This window comes from Alkaliphilus crotonatoxidans (assembly GCF_054658015.1).
Genome location: NZ_BAAHXS010000006.1, coordinates 1,290,243 through 1,308,757, shown reverse-complemented (window position 1 = coordinate 1,308,757; position 18,515 = coordinate 1,290,243). Strand labels below are relative to the sequence as shown.

The following is an 18,515-nucleotide window of genomic DNA, read 5'->3' as shown; positions in this document are numbered from 1 at the left end:
TATAGTATGGAAGTAATGATTATAGCCAACGGTGATGTCAGTGGATTAGAAGGACTGCTTTCCAGATGTTCCAAGGATGTTTATATCATTTGTGCCGATGGAGCTGCCAGGTATTTGGCGGCCATTGGCCTTGTACCCAATCTCTTGGTGGGAGACTTCGATTCCATAGCACCAGAGGATTTGGAATGGATGAAGGAAAGGAATGTAAACCTTAGACAATTTCCGGTACAAAAAGATTCTACCGATTCAGAGCTGGCCCTGGAATATGCGTTGGCCTTAAAGCCCCATTGCATTACCCTATTAGGAGGAATTGGCTCCCGGTGGGATCATAGTCTTAGCAATATACTATTTTTAGATCGGCTGCGCCGCCAGGGAATTAAGGCAAGGCTGATCAATGAAACAGGGCAGTTGACTATTACCGACAGTCGGCTGGAGATCGAGGGGGAGCCGGGGGAAATTGTCTCTATCATTCCCCTTTCTGAGCTTGCAGAGGGGGTTACCCTGAAGGGACTGGAATATCCCTTAACAAATCATGATATCCCCCGGGGAAGCTCTCTTGGTATCAGCAATCGCCTATTGGAGCATCGGGGCCTGATCACACTAAAAAAGGGTGTCTTGCTGGTGTATCAGGGAAAGGAAGGCTGAAAGGAAGCATAAAAATAATAAAAATGCCTACGTTTTGTGGCATTTTTTTATTTTGCGAATATAATGGGTAGAGAGAAAAAATAAAGTGGGTGATTTTATGTTTCAAAGAAGAAGGCGAAGAAGACATCATCTTTCCATGGCAACGCTTTTGGGCTTGGCTTTCACCGCCCTTGGAATCGGTATTTTGATTTTTACCATTCCCTTTAAATTTTGGATCTTTATATTCGGGTGTGGCTGTGTTGTAGTAGGAATACTTATCTTTCAGTTTTAAGCTAATAAGGGATTTGTCGGCAAAAAATAAACTCGTCAAAATAATGGACAGGTCAAAAAATATAAAAAGCCTATCCTATTAATTAGGCGGCTTTTATATTCATCATCGCTAAATTATAATGCTCTTTCAACCCTTCCAGATCGTAAGCATCTAGTACAAACGTTGATTCTCTTTGGAGTACCGTTAACAATTGCTCTGACTCTTCTTAAATTGGGAGACCAGGTTTTGCTGTTATGTCGATTAGAGTGACTTACTTGGTTTCCAAATACTTTTCCCTTAGCGCACACGTCACAAACTTTTGCCATGATATACACCTCCTTTTAACAGGGCAAACTAAAAACATTATAATATTAACATATTTACTTTATTTTTGCAATGATAATGTTTGATTTATTCATCATGATCCTCAGGATTTTGGAAAAATTCGGTCAAGGGTCATCCCTTTTGGGGGTTTTTTGTTGAACAATCCTGATAATTCATATACAATAAGGATAGATATTTTTCATATATTATCCTTAACCCCTAGAATTAAGCAATCTCCGTAGGCCTTAGGATGAAGCAGGGCTTTCTGGGGAAGATTAAGGAAGTAAGTAAACGTAACAGCTTATAGAAAAATAAGCTTGCCTTCCTATGGTGAGGTTATTCATAATCAATATGATGATTTTACTGCAGTAGGGTATAAGTATTAGGATAATAAAGCACATAAAGTAAAGGAGGAATACGCATGCCTGGTAAAATATCAAATGAGCTTGGTACAATTATAATTGATGATCATGTATTGGCATCGATCGCCGGGGCTTCTGCAATGGAATGCTATGGCCTGGTGGGTATGGCTGCAAAATCAGCCGCAGGTGGATTGGTGGAGCTTTTAAAACGAGAGCAATCCAGTAAGGGTGTAAAGGTACAGACCGAAGATGATACCATTACAATTGATTTATTTGTGATTGTGGAATTTGGTACAAGAATTTCTGTTGTTGCCAACAATATTATCGAAAAGGTTAAATATAATATTGAAAACCTGACAGGAATGAAGGTTAAAAAGGTAAACATTACTGTACAGGGAGTCAGAGTTGAAAAGTAATTTAAGGAGGTACTAGGATTGATAATAGAATATATAGATGGGCAACTATTGAAGAAAATGATTATTGAAGGAGCACAATCACTGGAACAGAATAAGCAGGTTGTAAATGCGTTAAATGTATTTCCTGTTCCCGACGGAGACACAGGGACTAATATGTCCTTAACCATGCAATCAGCCGTAAAGGAAGTGAAGGCCGTCAATACCATCACATTGGAGGCGGTGGCTAATGCCCTGGCCAATGGTTCATTAATGGGTGCCAGGGGGAATTCTGGAGTCATTCTTTCACAGCTTTTCAGAGGCTTTGCCAAGGGAGTTAAGGGAAAGAAAAGGCTTAGTACGGTGGATTTAGCCAAAGCCTTTAAAAGTGGATCAGATACTGCCTACAAGGCTGTTATGAAGCCTGTGGAGGGAACGATTTTAACCGTTGCCCGGGAAAGTGCCGAAAAGGCAGTGGAAATTGCAAAACGAGAAAAGAACCATGTGGCCTTTTTAGAAAAGACCATTGCCCAGGCAGAGGAAACCTTAAGAAAAACCCCTGAAATGCTGAAGGTTTTAAAGGATGCAGGGGTAGTAGACAGTGGCGGAAAGGGTCTTATCTATATTTATGCCGGTGCCCTGGCGGCGATGACGGGAAAAACAACCTATATAGAGGATGAAGAAATCACCCAGATTGTGGTGGAGGATGAATTTCATCATGGCGCAGAATTGGAATTTGGCTACTGTACGGAATTCATTATCCGTGCAAAGCACGTGGATATTGAAGCGTTGAAAAGTAAAATAGAAACCCTTGGAGACTCCATGCTGGTGGTGGGAAACGATAATGTCGTTAAGGTACATATCCATACAAACCATCCTGGCAAGGTCATGGAATTCGGGATTGAATTGGGGCTGTTGGCTGATATTAAGATCGATAATATGAGACTGCAGCACAGACCCCCCGTTGAAAAAAGTGAGCCTCAACCCCAGCAGGCAGAGACAAAGGCCTATGGTATGATCACTGTCACAATGGGTAAGGGCTTAACAAAAATCTTCTCTGATTTGGGTGTCGATCAAATTATTGAGGGCGGCCAAACCATGAATCCCAGTACTGAAGATTTTTTAAAGGCGATAGAGGAAGTCAATGCAGAGACAATTTACATTTTACCCAACAACAGTAATATTATTATGGCTGCCAATCAGGCCAAGGAAATTTCTTCAAAGAATATCAGGGTGATTCCGTCTAAGTCAGTTCCTCAGGGTATTACAGCTGCCCTAGCCTTTAATCCTGAAGCAGGAATCGATGAAAATGAAGCTGAGATGACTGCAGCCCTCAGTAATGTTAAGACCGGTCAGGTGACCTTTGCCGTTCGTGACACCAGCTTCAACGATATAACCATTAAAAAGGGTGATATACTGGGAATCGGTAACGGCGAAATAAAGGCCGCAGGTAAGGGAGTAGAGTCGGTATCACTGGAATTATTAAAGAAAATGATATCGGAAGAGGATGAAATCATTACCCTGCTCTATGGAGAAGAGGTCAGTGAAGAAGAGGCCAACCAGTTGGCAGAGCTCATCGAAGGCCAATTTCCAGACTGTGATGTGGAGCTTTATTATGGTGGTCAGCCCTTATACTATTATTTATTTTCTGTAGAATAAAAATAAACGTACTGTTTTGCTGATTCAAACCTGGCAGGGCAGTACTGTTTCTTTTGTGGATCAATATTGGAAAAAGGCCTGTTAAGGAATGGCTTTAGGAGTGAGAAGGATGAATTTTTTATCTCAGCACATACAGCTTTTACAGGGAGTAGGGCCTAAAACAGCCCAAAAGCTACAGCGCCTGGGGATTCAAAAAATTGAAGACCTGCTCTATCATTTTCCCCGGGACTATGAGGATCGAAGAAAAATTAAAAAAATGAATCAGCTGGTGCCTGGTGAAAGGGTGAGTATTCGAGGTGAGCTGGTGGGGGCAGCAAGGTTAAAAAAAGGTAGAAGCAGAACCTCCATAATACAATTTATATTGAGGGATGAAACAGGAAGAATTTTCCTCACCTTTTTTAATATGCCTTATCTCAAAACAAAGCTGAAATCTGGCATGACACTGTTGGTTAGTGGAGAGGTTAAACGGGGGGCCCAGGATCTTGAAATGGTCAATCCAAATTTTGATCTGATTTCGGAGGGCTCCCAGGAGCCCCAAGGGCTTATTTCCCCTATTTATCCCAGTACAGAGGGGCTGAAACAAACTCAATTGATCAATCTTCAGAAAACCCTGATTCCCCATATAGAAGCGGTTGAAGATTATTTGCCTGAGGTATTGTTAAGAGAAAATCGGCTCTGTAATTTAGACTTTGCTTTAAAGAATATCCATTTTCCCGATTCTGAAAGGGCCTTAAAGATTGCTAAATATCGTTTGGTTTTCGATGAGTTTTTTTTGCTCCGTTTAGCTTTGCTAAGGGCTAAAAAAACCTATGCCTGCTCGAAAATGGGGTATGCTATGGTAAAGCCTGATGCACTGGAGCAGTTAATAAAGTCGCTGCCCTTTCAGCTGACCCAGGCCCAGGAGCGGGCCCTTGATGAAATCATAGATGACTTAAAAAAAGAAATTCCTATGAATCGATTGGTACAGGGAGATGTAGGTTCAGGAAAAACCATTGTGGCCCTTTTAGCCCTGTATATGGCTGTGCTTAACGGGTATCAGGGGGTTATGATGGCACCGACAGAGATTTTAGCCGAACAGCATTTTGATTCATTAACAGAGGTTTTAGCACCACTTGGGGTTAAAATAGGGCTGTTGGTGGGGAGCTTGAAGCCCAAGGCAAAAAGAGAACTCCTTAAGGCCATTGCAGAGGGGGAAATCGATGTAGTCGTAGGAACCCATGCCATTATACAGCAGGGGGTTGATTTTCACAGCCTGGCCCTGGCCATTACCGACGAGCAGCACCGATTTGGCGTAAGGCAGCGGGCAATACTGGCCAGCAAGGGAAGAAACCCACATGTCATGGTTATGACGGCTACACCGATTCCCAGGACCCTGGCCCTGATTCTTTATGGTGATTTGGACATTTCAATCATAGATCAAATGCCCCCCGGAAGAAAACCCATTAAAACCACTAAAATAAGCAATGAAAAAAAGCATGAAGCCTACGATTTTGTCAAAGAGCAGCTCCAAAAAGGCAGACAGGCCTATGTGGTGTGCCCTTTGGTAGAGGAGTCGGAGAAAATAGAGGCTGAATCAGCCGTAGAGATTGCTGAAAGGCTGGCTAAAGAAGTTTTTACTGACTATCGAGTGGGGCTGCTCCATGGAAAAATGACATCCCAGGAAAAGGAAATTGTTATGGGCCAGTTTAAGGCGGGGGAAATTCATGTGCTGGTATCAACCACCGTTATTGAGGTGGGGGTTAATGTACCCAATGCCTCGGTTATGCTGATCGAAAACGCCGAGCGTTTCGGACTGGCTCAGCTTCACCAGCTCCGGGGAAGGGTAGGCCGTGGAGCCTATCAATCTTATTGTCTTTTAATTCATCAAAGCCGAACCAAGGTGGCCAAGGAAAGAATGTCAATTATGGTTGAGTCAAATGATGGCTTTGTCATATCAGAAAAGGACTTATCCTTGAGGGGGCCTGGGGAGTTTTTTGGAACGAGGCAGCATGGATTACCGGAATTTAAGATTGCCAATATTTTTAGACATATGCGTATATTAAAACAAGCAGAGCAGCAGCTTCAGAACTTAATGAAGGAGGACCCATCCTTAGAACTAGCGTCTTATCCAGCATTAAGAAAAAAAATCCAAGAAAAATATGAAGGGCTGCTGGAGGAAATTTCGATGAGCTAAAAGAAAAAGCTGGTTAAAATCAATTATTGGGGTAAAATAAAACAAAATACCTATTACCGTCGAAATAACAAAAATATTTTGTGAGAAAATAATCACTGTGTTAGAATAATGATATGGGAAGAAGGCGATAAGATGAGGGTGATTGCTGGTAAGGCAAGGGGGCATAGGCTGAAGTCCCCTGACGATATGAATATTCGCCCTACCTCAGATCGAGTAAAGGAATCGGTTTTTAATATCATTCAAAGTCATCTGGTGGATGGAATCGTGGTGGATCTGTTTTCCGGCACAGGCAATTTAGGAATAGAGGCCCTCTCCAGGGGCGCACAAAAAGCCTATTTTATCGACCAAAGCAAGAAAAGTATTGATATCATTCGATTCAATCTTGAAAAAACACGACTGAACCAGATGGCCGAGATTTTACAGGATGATGTTTTTGGTGGCATTAATCGACTGTCTAGTCAAAGGGTGAAGGCCCATATTATATTGATGGACCCTCCCTATGGTAAGGGGTTTCTTGAACCTGTAATAAGGGCGGCTATATCCGGGGGACTGTTACATAAAGAAGGAATCCTGGTGGTAGAGCATGGAAAGGAAGAAAACATTCCAGATGAAATCAATGAACTAGTAAAGGTACGTAAAAAGGATTATGGCAATACCAGTATTTCCTTTTACCAGATGAGGGAGGATCTTTTATGAAAGTAGGAATTTATCCGGGAAGCTTTGACCCAATTACCAATGGACACATGGACATCATTGAACGGGCTTCCCAGATATGCGATGAGGTAATTGTTGCTGTACTCAAAAATCCAAATAAAAAGGGCATGTTTACCCTGGATGAACGGGTTCAGTTGATCCAGGAGGTCATACACTCCTTTCCGAATGTAAGGGTAGATTGCTTTTCAGGTCTATTGGTGGATTATGTAAAGTTAAAGAAGGCCAATGTCATTATTAAGGGGCTGCGGGCGGTATCAGATTTTGAATATGAATTTCAAATGGCCCTAATGAATCGAAAATTGGCCCCCGATGTTGAGACGGTCTTTTTAATGACCAGCAGCAAATATTCTTATTTAAGCTCCAGCTTAGTTAAGGAAGTGGCATCCTTTGGCGGATGCATTGAGGGGTTAATCCCGGAACCAATTAAAAAGGCCATATTGAGTAAAATTTAAGGTTGAGTAAGGGGGATATTTGATGAAGGTATTAAAGCTATTGGAAGAATTAGAGGATATTATTGAAAGCGGTTCCTCTATTCCTTTTGCCCATAAGGTGCTGGTGGATAAAAGTGAAATCTTAGAACTAATTAAAGAAATCAGAATCCAATTACCTGATGAAATTAAGCAAGCCCAATGGATAAAAGAGGAAAGACAGCGTATTTTGGTGGAAGCTCAGCAGGAGGCCGATGTCATTTTAGAAGAAGCCAACAAGCATATCATGGAAATGGTGGATGAAAATGAAATTACAAGGGCAGCCAGACAGCAAGCCGGTGAAATTATATCCCAGGCCCAAATGAATGCCAAGGAGCTTAGAATCGGAGCTAGAGATTACGTGGATGAACTGCTGGGACAGGCTGAAAATTCCTTTATCAAATTAATCGAGACCATACAGGAAAATAGAAACGAAATTAAAGGAATGAAATAAAACTTAAAAAAACTGGTTGAGGAAATCTCAACCCTATACCGTCCCCTGGATTCAAGGAGCAAGAAAGGACAGCCTGCGGCCTGTAGGGCCCAGCGATGCTGCCTATTTGCAGAAACCATGAAGTTAGGGGTTTTTTCTTGTCTTATTATTGATTACCTCCGGCCTGAGCCCCTTCTGAACTTTTCTGATATCGTCAAAAGGAGAGAGGCAAACAGAGAGAAAAAGAATAAAGCAAGGATAACCAGCATAAAAAGCTCCATTGATAGTTTTAAATTGGAGGAAATTTGATTAACATAGTTAATCTGATTGGTGGTAGAAGCTGGGCTGGTGAAACGAATCCATCCAGAGACAAAGGGATAGATCAAGTAGACCAATAAAAAGGCTAAAATGCCATGCAGTAGCTTTGCCATAAGATAGAGGCCGATTTTGATATCAGAGGTAGTGATAATGCTGATGGCCTGGGCATGGATTGAAAAGCCGCTCCAGGCGATTAAAAAGGATGCAGCGGCCATTTTCGTCGATAGACCGACCTCACCTACCTGAGAAACAATTTGACATCCATTGGTAATTTCAAAGATACCTGAAAAAACTGCCTTAATTAAATTAGAATTGACCCCTAAGGGGCTCAGCAAATAGGCAATAAAGTCACTTACTCCCATCAGGGCTAATACATTGGTAATGACTGAAAATAAAATAATAAAGCCACCAACCATCAGCATTGTGTTAAAGGCTTCCCTCACCGCATCCCCCAGAAGAATTCCAAAGGCAGGGGCAGTCCTTCGACTTTTAATCAGGTGATCAAGGGCTTTTTTGATGGTATGGTCTTGTTTGATAAAATGATATTGTTGTGATTTTTCCTGGTTCCTTCCATAAAAGCGAAATAAAATGCCTACCAAAATGGAAGCGAGGTAATGGATAATGGCAATGAAGTAACCTACTTCGGCAGATTGAAACATACCAATTCCTACGGCTCCCATTAAAAAAAGAGGCCCTGAGGTGCTTGAGAAGGAAATCAGCCGTTGGGCTTCTAATCTAGAGAGCTGTCCGTCGTTTCTCAGGCGTGTAACAATTTTTGCTCCGACGGGATATCCCGAGGTGATGCTCATGGTATAAGCAAAGGAGCCTTCACCAGGAACATTGAATAATGGCCTCATCATTGGCTCCAATAACATCCCAATAAATTTTACAACCCCTAAGCCGATTAATAGCTCTGCGCCTATAAAAAAGGGCAGCAAAGAGGGGAGCGTAACGGTAAACCAGATGACCAGGCCGTCATAGGCTGCAGCAACTGAGTCCTGGGGAAAAACCACAATGGAAACAACAAAAAAAAGAACTACGAGAATCAAAAGATAGGTATTAAAATAATATTTTAGCTTGGTACGATAACCTTTGTCAGAGAAAATAAGTGTAAGAAAGATTAGTAAAATTCCCCAGAATAAATAGATATACATAATATGTATTCCCCCAATGAAATCAATTACTACTTAGGCCTTGCTTTCAAAAAAGAAAGGAAGGCCCTATAAATATATATTGCCTTCCCGAATCAGATATGAATAAGTTTAGATTGGAATATAATGGGGGCTAAGAATGTACTCCATGGGCTGTGCTCCCAGAGGGGTATTGGCCATGGCAAGACGATATAGGTCGGCGGCACGAATATCTAATGAGAGCATTTTAGCAGCTTCTTCATTTTCTGCCTTGAATTGATTGATTTTATTGATCAGTGGAATACTGGCCTTAAGCCTGGCAGTCTTGATCAATTGGCGGCCTTTATTGTTAAAGGCTAGAATTCTTGCATACTGAGGCCCGCCCATGGCTTGAAATGAGGTGATATCCCCGGTCTTTATTCCCAGCAGATAGTGGAATAGAATCCGTTGAAGCCTCGTCAGGGGATACCGTTTGCTTTTTGTTGCAAATAACAGACCTTCCAAGGTGGTATGATGAAGGGCTCTCTGTAAAATTCTATTTTCCAGTCCCTCCTTAACATCAAAAACCTCCCTTAGCTCATCTCCAGAGGATCGGCGTAACAAAGCAAGAATCACCTGATCAAAATGGCCGGTAAAAATAGGTCCATGGCCCAAATGAAAGGCCTCCTCCAGAACCTCAAGGCTAGTGGCCGGAACCGTATCCTTCAGGGCTAGTAGGGGTTTTCCTGCCTTTAGGTGCTCTCGTATGGCAGTGGCACTGACGATTCCCGCCTCAATGCGGGTTCCGTGGTAAGGGGCCTTTTTTCTAAGAATCGTTTCAGGAATTATTTTGCTCTTAATACTATAAAGGGCCTTTAAATATTCGATGGAAAGAATGTTATTGGGACTCTGGATAAGACGCTTTAATTTATTTACTTCTTCTTGATTTAAGCTGTCTATTTGGTTCAGGTAGGCAATCAGGCCTTGCCCCCGGGCAGCAGGATAGGAAAGGCCTGCCTTCAGGCCAGCCTGAATTTTTTCCTCCAATTCAAGGGGCGATCTGACCAAGATCTTTGCCAGAAGCTGAAGCTCCTTGAGGTTGCCGGCCTCACTGCCGAAGCACAAGGTATCTACAATACCGAGGGAATCTAGCAGCTTTACGGCACCAAAGGCAAATAGTTCTGCTGTAGCACAGGCGTAGGCGGTGGGCAATTCTATGACTAAATCAACCCCCGCCAGTACAGCCATTTTAGCCCGTGCCCATTTATGAAGCAGGGCTGGTTCACCCCTCTGAAGAAAATTTCCGCTCATTACTGCCACCGAATGGGAAGCTCCGGTACGGGCAAGGGATTCCTGCAAATGATATAAATGACCGTTATGAAAGGGGTTGTATTCTGTTATTAGACCTAATACCTTCATATGGATTCTTTACTCCTGTTTTTTTAGATTTGATTCCATTATACTATATTATTTGAAGAAAAACGTAGCATTATGGCAATAATTATGATGAAAAACAATACATATATATTCATATTTTCAATAATAAATTGTATACAAAAGACGTGAAAAAACTTGAAATATGTCTGAAAATTTATTATGATTGATATGTTGGAATACATCAAGGACCAATTATTTTTCTAGCATTGTACAATATAAATTAAATAGGAGGTCAAGAAATGAAAGTATTGGTTTTAAACTGCGGCAGTTCTTCATTAAAGTACCAGCTGATTAATATGGAAAATGAAGAAGTACTGGCAAAGGGAATTGCAGAAAGAATCGGGATTGAGGATGGCTTTGTAAAGCATGAAGCCATTGGAAAGGACAAGCTTTTTGTGGAAGAAAATATGGGTAACCACAAAGCTGCCATCAAAATTGTATTAAAGGCCATCAGTGACCCTGTTTACGGTGCCATTAAAAGTATGGACGAAATTGGCGCTGTAGGTCATCGTGTCGTGCACGGCGGCGAAAAATTTGCTGATTCTGTTTTAATTACCCCTGAGGTAAAGACTACCCTTGAGGAATGTTCAGACATAGCCCCATTACATAATCCTCCAAATCTAATGGGGATTGCTGCATGTGAAGAAATTCTGCCCAATGTACCTATGGTGGCTGTATTTGACACAGCCTTCCATCAAACAATGCCCAAATCCTCTTACCTGTATGCACTACCCTATGAGCTTTATGAAAAGCATCAAATTAGAAGATTCGGATTCCACGGCACCTCCCATAAATACGTTGCCATGAGGGCGGCGGAAATTTTGGGCAAGCCTTTGGAAAGCCTTAAACTGGTCACCTGCCATTTAGGAAATGGTGCCAGCGTTACTGCCGTTGATGGAGGAAAATCCATTGATACCACCATGGGCTTTACACCATTGGAAGGACTTGTAATGGGAACTCGCTGCGGAGATATTGATCCTGCCATAACAACCTTTTTACAGGAAAAAGTGAAGCTAAGTGCCGCAGAAGTAAACAATATTATGAATAAAAAATCCGGAGTTTTGGGAATTTCCGGTGTAAGCAATGATTTCAGAGACCTTGAAGCTGCTGCTGCAGAAGGTAATGAACGGGCACAATTGGCTTTAGATATTTTCCACAAGCGTGTGAAGAAATATATTGGTGCCTATGCTGCTGAAATGGGTGGTTTAGATGCGGTGGTCTTTACAGCAGGTCTGGGTGAAAACTCAGCCGATACCCGCAGTGAAATTTGTGCCGGACTGGAATTCCTGGGAATTAAAATTGATCCTAAGAAAAATAATGAACGGGGAAAGGAAACCATCGTATCTACTGATGATTCCAGAACAAAGGTATTATTAATTCCTACAAACGAAGAATTAATGATTGCTAGAGATACAGTTAAGCTAGTATAATAAATAAGGAAGGTAGGTTATCCCTACCTTCTGCTTATGTTTAAAGGCTTCCTTCCGGGTATCAAGATAAAATACTTGACAAAGCCTCTTTGGATTTGTATAATCAATTTTAGCGATGGTTAAGAGGTGAATTCTGTGAAAATTGATTTAGCGGCATTAAAAAGAGATAAAAAGAGTCAGGTGGACTTGAATTTTGCTGTCAATCTTGATACGATTGATTATTATGGAGATCAAATAAAACTGCCATCGGCCATCGAAGTAACAGGTAAGTTATATGTGATCGATGAAAGAATGTATCTTAATTGCCGGTTTGAGGCTGAGTTAATTATGAATTGCAGTCGTTGCCTTAAGCCAACTACTTATCGACTCAGCGAAAAGATCAATGCCGAGCTGGTTAGGGAGGATTTTGAGGAGGAAGAGGCTCAAGACCTGGATGACCTAATCTACTATCAAAATGAAACCATTGATCTGAAGGAAGTGATTAAAGAGAGCATTTTAATGAATGTTCCCTTTCAAATGCTTTGTGCCGAAGACTGCAAAGGTCTTTGTGCCCATTGCGGTAAAGATTTAAATGTTGAACAATGCCAATGTGCTATTGAGGATGGGGAAAATGAAGAAGTATCTGATCCTCGTCTGGCAAAGCTAAAGGAATTGTTAAAGGATAATTAAGGAGGTGTTAAAATATGGCAGTACCAAAGCGTAAAACGGGTAAGTCAAAAAGAAACATGAGAAGAGCTGCAAATTCTAAATATGTTGCAGTAGGACTGGTAAAGTGTCCTCAATGCCATGAGCCCAAGCTGCCTCACCGTGTCTGCGGAGAGTGTGGTTATTATAGAAACAAAGAGGTTATGGAAACAAAATAAATTTTACACACAAAATAGTAATGAGAAATCATTGCTATTTTTTTTTAGGTTGTGGCTGAATACTCCGAAGGGTGGAGATTTTACTGAATTTTTGATACAAGCAAGGCGCTTTTTTGAAGGCATACCAGGAGTACGTCAAGGAAAAGTTAACGCTGGGTGGGACAAAAAAGCGGTGAAAGATGCCCTTGAGTGGGTTTTTAGACACGCCCTAATCAATAGGGAAGTCCTAACTTAAATTATTAAATTAAAGAGGGCTTTGCTCTTATATGAGAATGTTATAAAAAAGGATTAATGGATTTCCTTAGAAAAACCATTGATCGATGAAAAAGAATAATACTTGATTTTTATGATCTGATCATATATACTCTATATTAGTATCAGGTACTAATTACAAGTACTAAAACTTGAGGTGATAATGGTGAAAAAAGCAGGGAAGCTCAGTAAGGCAAATCGCCAAAAAAAATTGGTTGAATTGATGGAATCAGACCCCTTTATGACTGATGAAGACCTGTCTGAAAAATTTGGCGTCAGTATTCAAACCATCCGTCTTGATCGGTTAGAGCTGGGTATTCCAGAGCTGAGGGAACGGATCAAGCAGGTGGCAGAAAAAAATTATCAAAAAGTAAGAAGTATTATTGAAACAGAGATCGTTGGGGAACTAATCGACCTAAAATTAGGGGAAAGTGGTATTTCAATTTTACAAACCAACAGTGAAATGGCCTTTAGTAAGACCAATATCGTCAAGGGACACCATATTTTTTCCCAGGCGGAATCCCTTGCCATGGCAGTGATAGATGCCGACGTGGCATTAACCGGCGTTTCTAATATTAAATATTTGAACCCTGTTTATGCAGGGGATCGATTGATTGCAAAGGCAGAGGTTGTAAGGGTTAGGGGGAATCAGCATTACCTCCATGTAAAAATAAACGTTAACCAGGAGCAGGTCTTTAGAGGAAAGTTTATTTTAGTAGCCATCAAGGGCAGACAAGGAGGCGTATCATGAAGATTGCGGTAGATGCCATGGGCGGTGACCACGGACCAAAGGTTACGGTAGAAGGTGCAGTTCAGGCTGTTAGGGAATATGGCGTACATATTATCTTAACGGGGAATCAGGAAATAATACAGGCTGAATTAAGCCGTCATGAATACCCTAAGGATCAAATAGAGGTCATCCACTGTACTGAAGAGATTAACAATGAAGATAAGCCAGTTCAAGCCATTAGAAGAAAAAAGGATTCCTCCATGGTAGTGGCCATAAATCAAGTCAAGGAAGGAAAGGCCCAGGGAGTCATTTCAGCAGGCAATACCGGGGCCTTGCTGGCAGGAGGGCTGTTTGTGCTGGGAAGGATAAAGGGAATTGATCGCCCGGCTTTGGCCCCTGTTATACCCAATGAAAAGGGTGCCTCAGTATTAATTGACGGAGGTGCCAATGCAGATATTAAACCTAGAAATTACATTGAATTTGGATTGATGGGTAGTATTTATGCCAAAAGCCTGTTTAAGCTTGAAAAACCCAAGGTTTGTCTTGTTAATATTGGCATTGAAGCAGGGAAGGGAAATGAAAGCACCAAACAGGCCTATGAAGCTTTAACCAAGGCACCCTTTTTCTTTGGCGGAAATGTTGAAGCCAGAGATATTCCAGCCGGTTATGCCGATGTGGTGCTCTGTGACGGCTTTACTGGTAATGTAATTTTAAAGCTTACTGAAGGGGTTGCTTCGACTATCTTCAAGCTATTAAAAGAAGAATTTACTCGTAATCCAATCAATAAGCTGGGGGCCCTGCTGTTGAAATCCAGCTTCGGGGGCTTCAAAAAACGATTTGACTATACAGAATACGGTGGTGCGCCATTTCTAGGGGTTAATGGACTGCTGATCAAGGCCCACGGCAGCTCCAATGGTAAAGCCGTTAAAAACGCCATCCGGCAGGCAAAGCTATTAATAGAAAGTGGTGTCATTAGTGAAATCACTGAAGAAATTAACAAGCTAGGAGATGATCAGATTGAATAAATTTTTTTCGGTGGGAATCAGCGGAACCGGCAGTTGCTTGCCGGAAAGGGAATTAACCAATTTCGATCTGGAAAAAATGGTTGAAACCACCGATGAGTGGATTGTGACCAGAACAGGGATTGGTAGTAGAAGAATTGTCGACGACAGGATGGCCACCTCTGATTTGGCCACAGTGGCGGCGGAAAGGGCCCTACAAGATGCAGGGCTTTCTCCAGAGGGCATTGATCTAATCATCGTTGCCACCGTTACGCCGGATATGGGATTCCCCTCTACGGCCTGTCTTGTACAAAAAAATCTTGGGGCCCACGGGGCTGTGGCCTTTGATATTGAGGCTGCCTGTTCAGGCTTTGTGTATGCCTTAACCATCGGTGAGCAATTTATTAAGAATGGCACCTATCAAAGGGCATTGATCATCGGGGCCGAGACCCTCAGTAAAATTGTAGATTGGAAAGATCGAAATACCTGCGTACTCTTTGGAGACGGTGCAGGGGCGGCGATCCTGGAAAGGACAGGCGAGGGCAGCGGGATATTGTCCTCCTATTTAGGGGCCGACGGCAGCAGTGGAGAAGCACTGTATCAACCGGCAGGAGGCTCAAGGATGCCAGCTTCCCCTGAAACGGTTGCCAACCGGCTTCATTATATTAAAATGGATGGCAGTGAAGTCTTTAAGTTTGCTGTCAGAATAATGGGAAAGGCCACCCTGGAGGTGCTGGAAAAGGCTGGGCTCACCCTGGATGATGTACACTTTATGGTACCCCATCAGGCCAATATTAGAATTATTGAAGCTGCCTCAAAACGATTGAAGCTGCCTATTGACAGAATCTATGTCAATTTGCATCGGTATGGAAATATGTCGGCGGCCTCAATTCCCGTTGCCCTGGATGAGGCCGTAAGGGAAGGCCGAATTAAAAAGAATGATAATATTATCCTTGTGGCCTTTGGCGGTGGTTTAACCTGGGCTTCAATGGCAATCAAATGGACCAAATAAATTCCATGTTGTAGGAGGGAATACAATGTTTCAAACTGAAATCTGCCAGATGTTAAATATACAATATCCAATTATACAAGGCGGAATGGCCTGGGTGGCTACGGCAGAGCTGGCTGCAGCTGTTTCAGAGGCTGGAGGCCTGGGAATTATTGCCGCCGGCAATGCACCTGCCGACGTGGTAGAAAAGGAAATAAAAAGGGCAAAGGAATTGACCCAAAAGCCCTTTGGTGTCAATATCATGCTGTTATCACCCTTTGTAGATGAGGTGGTAGAGGTGGTTTACCGGGAACGGGTACCGGTCATTACAACCGGTGCAGGAAACCCAGGGAAGTTTATGAACCGCTTCAAAGAAATCGGCACCAAGATTATTCCTGTGGTTCCTTCCGTAGCCCTGGCAAAGCGTATGGAAAAGCTGGGGGCTGATGCCGTTATTGTGGAAGGTACCGAGGCCGGCGGCCACATAGGAGAATTAACCACCATGGTACTGGTACCCCAGGTGGTGAAGGAAGTAAATATTCCAGTCATTGCTGCCGGTGGAATTGTGGACGGCAGAGGATTTCTGGGGGCCCTTTCCCTGGGGGCCAAGGGTGTGCAGATCGGTACGCGATTTATTTGTGCAGTAGAGTGTACTGCCCATGATCATTATAAGCAAATGGTGATTAAGGCTAAGGACCGGGATGCCGTAGTGACGGCCCGCAGCACAGGACATCCTGTCAGAACGCTGAAAAACAAGCTCACCAGACAATTTGCCGACCTGGAAAAGCAGGGTGCATCGCAAGAGGAGATAGAAAAGCTAGGTGCAGGAAGACTCCGATTGGCAGTGGTGGAGGGAGACATCGAGAATGGCTCTGTTATGGCGGGCCAAGTGGCCTCTATGGTGGATCGAATTCAACCAGCCAGGGAAATTATTCAGGAGATACTTCAAGGGGCATCAGAACAATTGGAGCAGGTAAAAAGCTTTAAGGGGGAATAGAGATGAAAAGGATCGCATATGTCTTTCCGGGTCAAGGGGCCCAATACGTCGGAATGGGAAGGGAAATAGCCGCTAATTTTTCAGTTGCCAGGGAGACCTTTGAAGAGGCCAGTGATTACTTAGGCTATGATATGGCAAAGCTTTGCTTTGAGGGTCCCGAGGAATTGCTGGTACAAACCGAAAATACACAACCGGCTATTCTTACTACCAGCATCGCCATACTAAGAGTGATTGAGCAGGAGGGGGGAACCAGTAGGATAACGGCAGGCCTGAGCTTGGGGGAATATGCTTCTTTGGTTTTGGCGAAGGTTCTGGAATTTAAGGATGCTGTAAGAATTGTTAGAAATCGAGGGAAATATATGCAAGAGGCCGTTCCCTTAGGGGTAGGTACCATGGCAGCCATTTTGGGGCTTGATAGGGATAAGCTGACCGAATGCCTTGAAGCTGCCAGGGAGGATGGTGTCGTGGAGGCGGCAAACTTTAATTGTCCAGGCCAAATCGTCATTTCAGGAGAAGTTAAGGCTGTTAACAGGGCAGTAGAGGAAGCCCTTTCCAAGGGGGCTAAAAGGGCCATGACCTTACCGGTAAGTGCCCCCTTCCATTGTGGGTTATTAGCGCCGGCAGGAGAAAAATTACGGGTAGAGCTGGAAAAATATAAGATCACTGAACCGGTAATGCCTGTTATCACCAATGTTGATGCAAAGCCCTTGGCAGGGGCAGAGGCGGTTATCCCGACATTGGTAAAGCAGGTGAGCCATTCGGTCTTATGGGAGGATTCAGTGGATTACATGCTCAAAGAGGGAATCGAAGCCTTTGTGGAGATTGGCCCGGGTAAGGCCTTAACGGGCTTTATTAAAAAGACAGCCAAAAAAGCTTCTATAGATGTGGAAACCATCAATGTTGAAGATTTAGACAGCTTGAAAAAGCTATTGACTCTGTAGGAAGGAGGAATAAAATTGAAGCTAAATGGAAAAAATGCCATGGTAACCGGTGGTTCCCGGGGAATTGGAAGGGCCGTTGCCCTGACCCTGGCGGCGGCAGGAGCCAATGTAATCATAAACTATACCAGCAACGAGGCCGCAGCCATGGCAGTAGTAAATGAAATAGAGGCCCTGGGTGTGAAGGGATTGGCCTTGAAAGCAGATGTTTCTGATGGCCAGGCAGTGAAAGGGATGTTTGACGAAATTGAGGCAAGCCTTGACAGGGTAGATATTCTGGTTAATAATGCCGGCATTACCAGAGACAATTTGTTGATACGAATGAAGGAACAGGATTGGGAACAGGTTATGGATGTTAACCTGAAGGGAGCATTTCTTTGCACCAAAGCCGCAGTGAGAAAAATGATCAAGCAGCGATTTGGAAAAATCATTAATATTTCTTCTGTGGTGGGGGTTGCAGGAAACCCTGGTCAAGCCAATTATTGTGCTTCCAAGGCCGGTTTAATAGGCTTCACAAAATCCCTGGCCAAAGAGCTGGCAGGAAAGGGGATTAATGTAAATGCGGTGGCACCTGGCTTTATTGAAACAGACATGACAGACCAGTTATCTGATCAGCTAAGGGAAGAAATGCTAAAGGGTATACCCATGGGCCGCTTTGGCAGGCCTCAGGATATTGCCGACACAGTATTGTTTTTAAGCAGTGATTATGCTAATTACATTACCGGTCAGGTGATAGGTGTCAATGGTGGCATGGCATTATAATATTAATTTATAACAATAAAAATAACAGGAGGAATTAACATGTTTGAAAAAGTAGTTAAAATAATTGGTGATCAATTAGGACTTGATGATGTAAAGGATATTACCCCAACAACTTCTTTAATGGGAGATTTAGAAGCTGATTCATTGGATGCTGTTGAAATTATTATGGCAATTGAAGATGAATTTGGGGTAGAAATACCTGATGATGAGGCAGAAAAATTTAAAAATATCGGTGATATTGTAAAATACGTAGAAGCCAATCAATAATATT

21 protein-coding genes are annotated in these 18,515 nt (G+C 42.7%); 17 read left to right on the top strand and 4 right to left on the bottom strand.

Going from position 1 to position 18,515, the window contains the following annotated elements; all coding sequences use genetic code 11:
* The first annotated feature begins 6 nt into the window (after positions 1-6).
* On the top strand, positions 7-645 hold the full coding sequence (locus ACYQ1I_RS18445; protein ID WP_459767979.1) for a thiamine diphosphokinase: 639 nt from the start codon (positions 7-9) through the stop codon (positions 643-645).
* Here ACYQ1I_RS18445 and ACYQ1I_RS18440 read toward each other — a convergent pair.
* Together ACYQ1I_RS18440 and rpmB are read right to left on the bottom strand one after the other, a co-directional pair.
* Positions 596-955 carry a hypothetical protein gene (locus ACYQ1I_RS18440; protein ID WP_459767977.1) on the bottom strand — a complete coding sequence of 120 codons (360 nt, stop codon included), beginning with the start codon at positions 953-955 and terminating at the stop codon, positions 596-598. The two genes, ACYQ1I_RS18445 and ACYQ1I_RS18440, sit on opposite strands and share 50 nt — an antisense overlap.
* Before the next feature lie 74 nt (positions 956-1,029).
* A complete protein-coding gene (gene rpmB / locus ACYQ1I_RS18435; protein ID WP_459767975.1) occupies positions 1,030-1,221 on the bottom strand; it encodes a 50S ribosomal protein L28 in 192 nt (63 codons plus the stop codon).
* A 419-nt stretch (positions 1,222-1,640) separates the two neighbouring features.
* Here rpmB and ACYQ1I_RS18430 point away from each other — a divergent pair, with 419 nt between their 5' ends.
* From ACYQ1I_RS18430 to ACYQ1I_RS18405, 6 genes are all read left to right on the top strand, one after another.
* Positions 1,641-1,997 (top strand): Asp23/Gls24 family envelope stress response protein, encoded by a 357-nt coding sequence (locus tag ACYQ1I_RS18430; protein ID WP_459767973.1) that lies wholly within the window; start codon positions 1,641-1,643, stop codon positions 1,995-1,997.
* A 57-nt stretch (positions 1,998-2,054) separates the two neighbouring features.
* Positions 2,055-3,632: a DAK2 domain-containing protein gene (locus ACYQ1I_RS18425; RefSeq protein ID WP_459768206.1), complete on the top strand. Its 1,578-nt coding sequence runs from the start codon at positions 2,055-2,057 to the stop codon at positions 3,630-3,632.
* 109 nt (positions 3,633-3,741) lie between these two features.
* Positions 3,742-5,805 (top strand): ATP-dependent DNA helicase RecG, encoded by a 2,064-nt coding sequence (recG, locus tag ACYQ1I_RS18420; protein ID WP_459767971.1) that lies wholly within the window; start codon positions 3,742-3,744, stop codon positions 5,803-5,805.
* A gap of 132 nt (positions 5,806-5,937) precedes the next feature.
* Positions 5,938-6,501, top strand: a complete 564-nt coding sequence (gene rsmD / locus ACYQ1I_RS18415) for a 16S rRNA (guanine(966)-N(2))-methyltransferase RsmD (protein WP_459767969.1) — start codon at positions 5,938-5,940, stop codon at positions 6,499-6,501.
* A complete protein-coding gene (gene coaD, locus ACYQ1I_RS18410) occupies positions 6,498-6,971 on the top strand; it encodes a pantetheine-phosphate adenylyltransferase (protein WP_459767967.1) in 474 nt (157 codons plus the stop codon). The genes rsmD and coaD overlap by 4 nt, the downstream gene beginning before the upstream one ends.
* A gap of 22 nt (positions 6,972-6,993) precedes the next feature.
* Positions 6,994-7,440: an ATPase gene (locus ACYQ1I_RS18405; protein WP_459767965.1), complete on the top strand. Its 447-nt coding sequence runs from the start codon at positions 6,994-6,996 to the stop codon at positions 7,438-7,440.
* Between the two features lie 152 nt (positions 7,441-7,592).
* Here the strand turns inward: ACYQ1I_RS18405 and ylbJ are convergent, their stop codons facing one another.
* Together ylbJ and ACYQ1I_RS18395 are read right to left on the bottom strand one after the other, a co-directional pair.
* Positions 7,593-8,891, bottom strand: coding sequence for a sporulation integral membrane protein YlbJ (ylbJ, locus tag ACYQ1I_RS18400; RefSeq protein WP_459767963.1), 1,299 nt, complete (start codon positions 8,889-8,891; stop codon positions 7,593-7,595).
* Positions 8,892-8,999: 108 nt separating this feature from the next.
* Positions 9,000-10,265, bottom strand: coding sequence for a nucleotidyltransferase (locus tag ACYQ1I_RS18395; RefSeq protein ID WP_459767961.1), 1,266 nt, complete (start codon positions 10,263-10,265; stop codon positions 9,000-9,002).
* A gap of 257 nt (positions 10,266-10,522) precedes the next feature.
* On the opposite strand from ACYQ1I_RS18395, the gene ACYQ1I_RS18390 reads away from it, so the two are divergent.
* The 10 genes from ACYQ1I_RS18390 to acpP all read left to right on the top strand — a co-directional run bounded on the left by ACYQ1I_RS18390 (position 10,523) and on the right by acpP (position 18,511).
* Positions 10,523-11,713 carry an acetate/propionate family kinase gene (locus tag ACYQ1I_RS18390; RefSeq protein ID WP_459767959.1) on the top strand — a complete coding sequence of 397 codons (1,191 nt, stop codon included), beginning with the start codon at positions 10,523-10,525 and terminating at the stop codon, positions 11,711-11,713.
* A gap of 135 nt (positions 11,714-11,848) precedes the next feature.
* Positions 11,849-12,382 carry a YceD family protein gene (locus ACYQ1I_RS18385; RefSeq protein ID WP_459767957.1) on the top strand — a complete coding sequence of 178 codons (534 nt, stop codon included), beginning with the start codon at positions 11,849-11,851 and terminating at the stop codon, positions 12,380-12,382.
* Between the two features lie 14 nt (positions 12,383-12,396).
* A complete protein-coding gene (gene rpmF / locus ACYQ1I_RS18380; RefSeq protein ID WP_459767955.1) occupies positions 12,397-12,576 on the top strand; it encodes a 50S ribosomal protein L32 in 180 nt (59 codons plus the stop codon).
* A 418-nt stretch (positions 12,577-12,994) separates the two neighbouring features.
* Positions 12,995-13,579 carry a transcription factor FapR gene (gene fapR / locus ACYQ1I_RS18375; RefSeq protein WP_459767954.1) on the top strand — a complete coding sequence of 195 codons (585 nt, stop codon included), beginning with the start codon at positions 12,995-12,997 and terminating at the stop codon, positions 13,577-13,579.
* Positions 13,576-14,583 carry a phosphate acyltransferase PlsX gene (gene plsX, locus ACYQ1I_RS18370; protein ID WP_459767952.1) on the top strand — a complete coding sequence of 336 codons (1,008 nt, stop codon included), beginning with the start codon at positions 13,576-13,578 and terminating at the stop codon, positions 14,581-14,583. Before fapR ends, plsX begins: the two co-directional genes overlap by 4 nt.
* Positions 14,567-15,571 (top strand): beta-ketoacyl-ACP synthase III, encoded by a 1,005-nt coding sequence (locus ACYQ1I_RS18365; protein WP_459767950.1) that lies wholly within the window; start codon positions 14,567-14,569, stop codon positions 15,569-15,571. The genes plsX and ACYQ1I_RS18365 overlap by 17 nt, the downstream gene beginning before the upstream one ends.
* A 25-nt stretch (positions 15,572-15,596) precedes the next feature.
* Positions 15,597-16,544, top strand: a complete 948-nt coding sequence (gene fabK, locus ACYQ1I_RS18360) for an enoyl-[acyl-carrier-protein] reductase FabK (RefSeq protein WP_459767948.1) — start codon at positions 15,597-15,599, stop codon at positions 16,542-16,544.
* A 2-nt stretch (positions 16,545-16,546) separates the two neighbouring features.
* The gene (fabD, locus tag ACYQ1I_RS18355) at positions 16,547-17,485 is read left to right on the top strand and encodes an ACP S-malonyltransferase (RefSeq protein WP_459767946.1); all 939 of its coding nucleotides are present in this window, start codon (positions 16,547-16,549) and stop codon (positions 17,483-17,485) included.
* A gap of 15 nt (positions 17,486-17,500) precedes the next feature.
* The gene (gene fabG / locus ACYQ1I_RS18350) at positions 17,501-18,244 is read left to right on the top strand and encodes a 3-oxoacyl-[acyl-carrier-protein] reductase (protein ID WP_459767944.1); all 744 of its coding nucleotides are present in this window, start codon (positions 17,501-17,503) and stop codon (positions 18,242-18,244) included.
* A gap of 39 nt (positions 18,245-18,283) precedes the next feature.
* A complete protein-coding gene (acpP, locus tag ACYQ1I_RS18345) occupies positions 18,284-18,511 on the top strand; it encodes an acyl carrier protein (protein WP_459767942.1) in 228 nt (75 codons plus the stop codon).
* The last annotated feature ends 4 nt before the right edge of the window (positions 18,512-18,515 follow it).

Excerpts from the sequence above, each read along its gene's own strand:
- ACYQ1I_RS18445 (WP_459767979.1), top strand. The coding sequence starts at position 7 with ATGGAAGTAATGATTATAGCCAACGGTGATGTCAGTGGATTAGAAGGA.
- rpmB (WP_459767975.1), bottom strand. The coding sequence starts at position 1,221 with ATGGCAAAAGTTTGTGACGTGTGCGCTAAGGGAAAAGTATTTGGAAAC.
- ACYQ1I_RS18430 (WP_459767973.1), top strand. The coding sequence starts at position 1,641 with ATGCCTGGTAAAATATCAAATGAGCTTGGTACAATTATAATTGATGAT.
- ACYQ1I_RS18425 (WP_459768206.1), top strand. The coding sequence starts at position 2,055 with ATGATTATTGAAGGAGCACAATCACTGGAACAGAATAAGCAGGTTGTA.
- recG (WP_459767971.1), top strand. The coding sequence starts at position 3,742 with ATGAATTTTTTATCTCAGCACATACAGCTTTTACAGGGAGTAGGGCCT.
- rsmD (WP_459767969.1), top strand. The coding sequence starts at position 5,938 with ATGAGGGTGATTGCTGGTAAGGCAAGGGGGCATAGGCTGAAGTCCCCT.
- coaD (WP_459767967.1), top strand. The coding sequence starts at position 6,498 with ATGAAAGTAGGAATTTATCCGGGAAGCTTTGACCCAATTACCAATGGA.
- ACYQ1I_RS18405 (WP_459767965.1), top strand. The coding sequence starts at position 6,994 with ATGAAGGTATTAAAGCTATTGGAAGAATTAGAGGATATTATTGAAAGC.
- ylbJ (WP_459767963.1), bottom strand. The coding sequence starts at position 8,891 with ATGTATATCTATTTATTCTGGGGAATTTTACTAATCTTTCTTACACTT.
- ACYQ1I_RS18395 (WP_459767961.1), bottom strand. The coding sequence starts at position 10,265 with ATGAAGGTATTAGGTCTAATAACAGAATACAACCCCTTTCATAACGGT.
- ACYQ1I_RS18390 (WP_459767959.1), top strand. The coding sequence starts at position 10,523 with ATGAAAGTATTGGTTTTAAACTGCGGCAGTTCTTCATTAAAGTACCAG.
- rpmF (WP_459767955.1), top strand. The coding sequence starts at position 12,397 with ATGGCAGTACCAAAGCGTAAAACGGGTAAGTCAAAAAGAAACATGAGA.
- plsX (WP_459767952.1), top strand. The coding sequence starts at position 13,576 with ATGAAGATTGCGGTAGATGCCATGGGCGGTGACCACGGACCAAAGGTT.
- ACYQ1I_RS18365 (WP_459767950.1), top strand. The coding sequence starts at position 14,567 with ATGATCAGATTGAATAAATTTTTTTCGGTGGGAATCAGCGGAACCGGC.
- fabK (WP_459767948.1), top strand. The coding sequence starts at position 15,597 with ATGTTTCAAACTGAAATCTGCCAGATGTTAAATATACAATATCCAATT.
- fabD (WP_459767946.1), top strand. The coding sequence starts at position 16,547 with ATGAAAAGGATCGCATATGTCTTTCCGGGTCAAGGGGCCCAATACGTC.
- acpP (WP_459767942.1), top strand. The coding sequence starts at position 18,284 with ATGTTTGAAAAAGTAGTTAAAATAATTGGTGATCAATTAGGACTTGAT.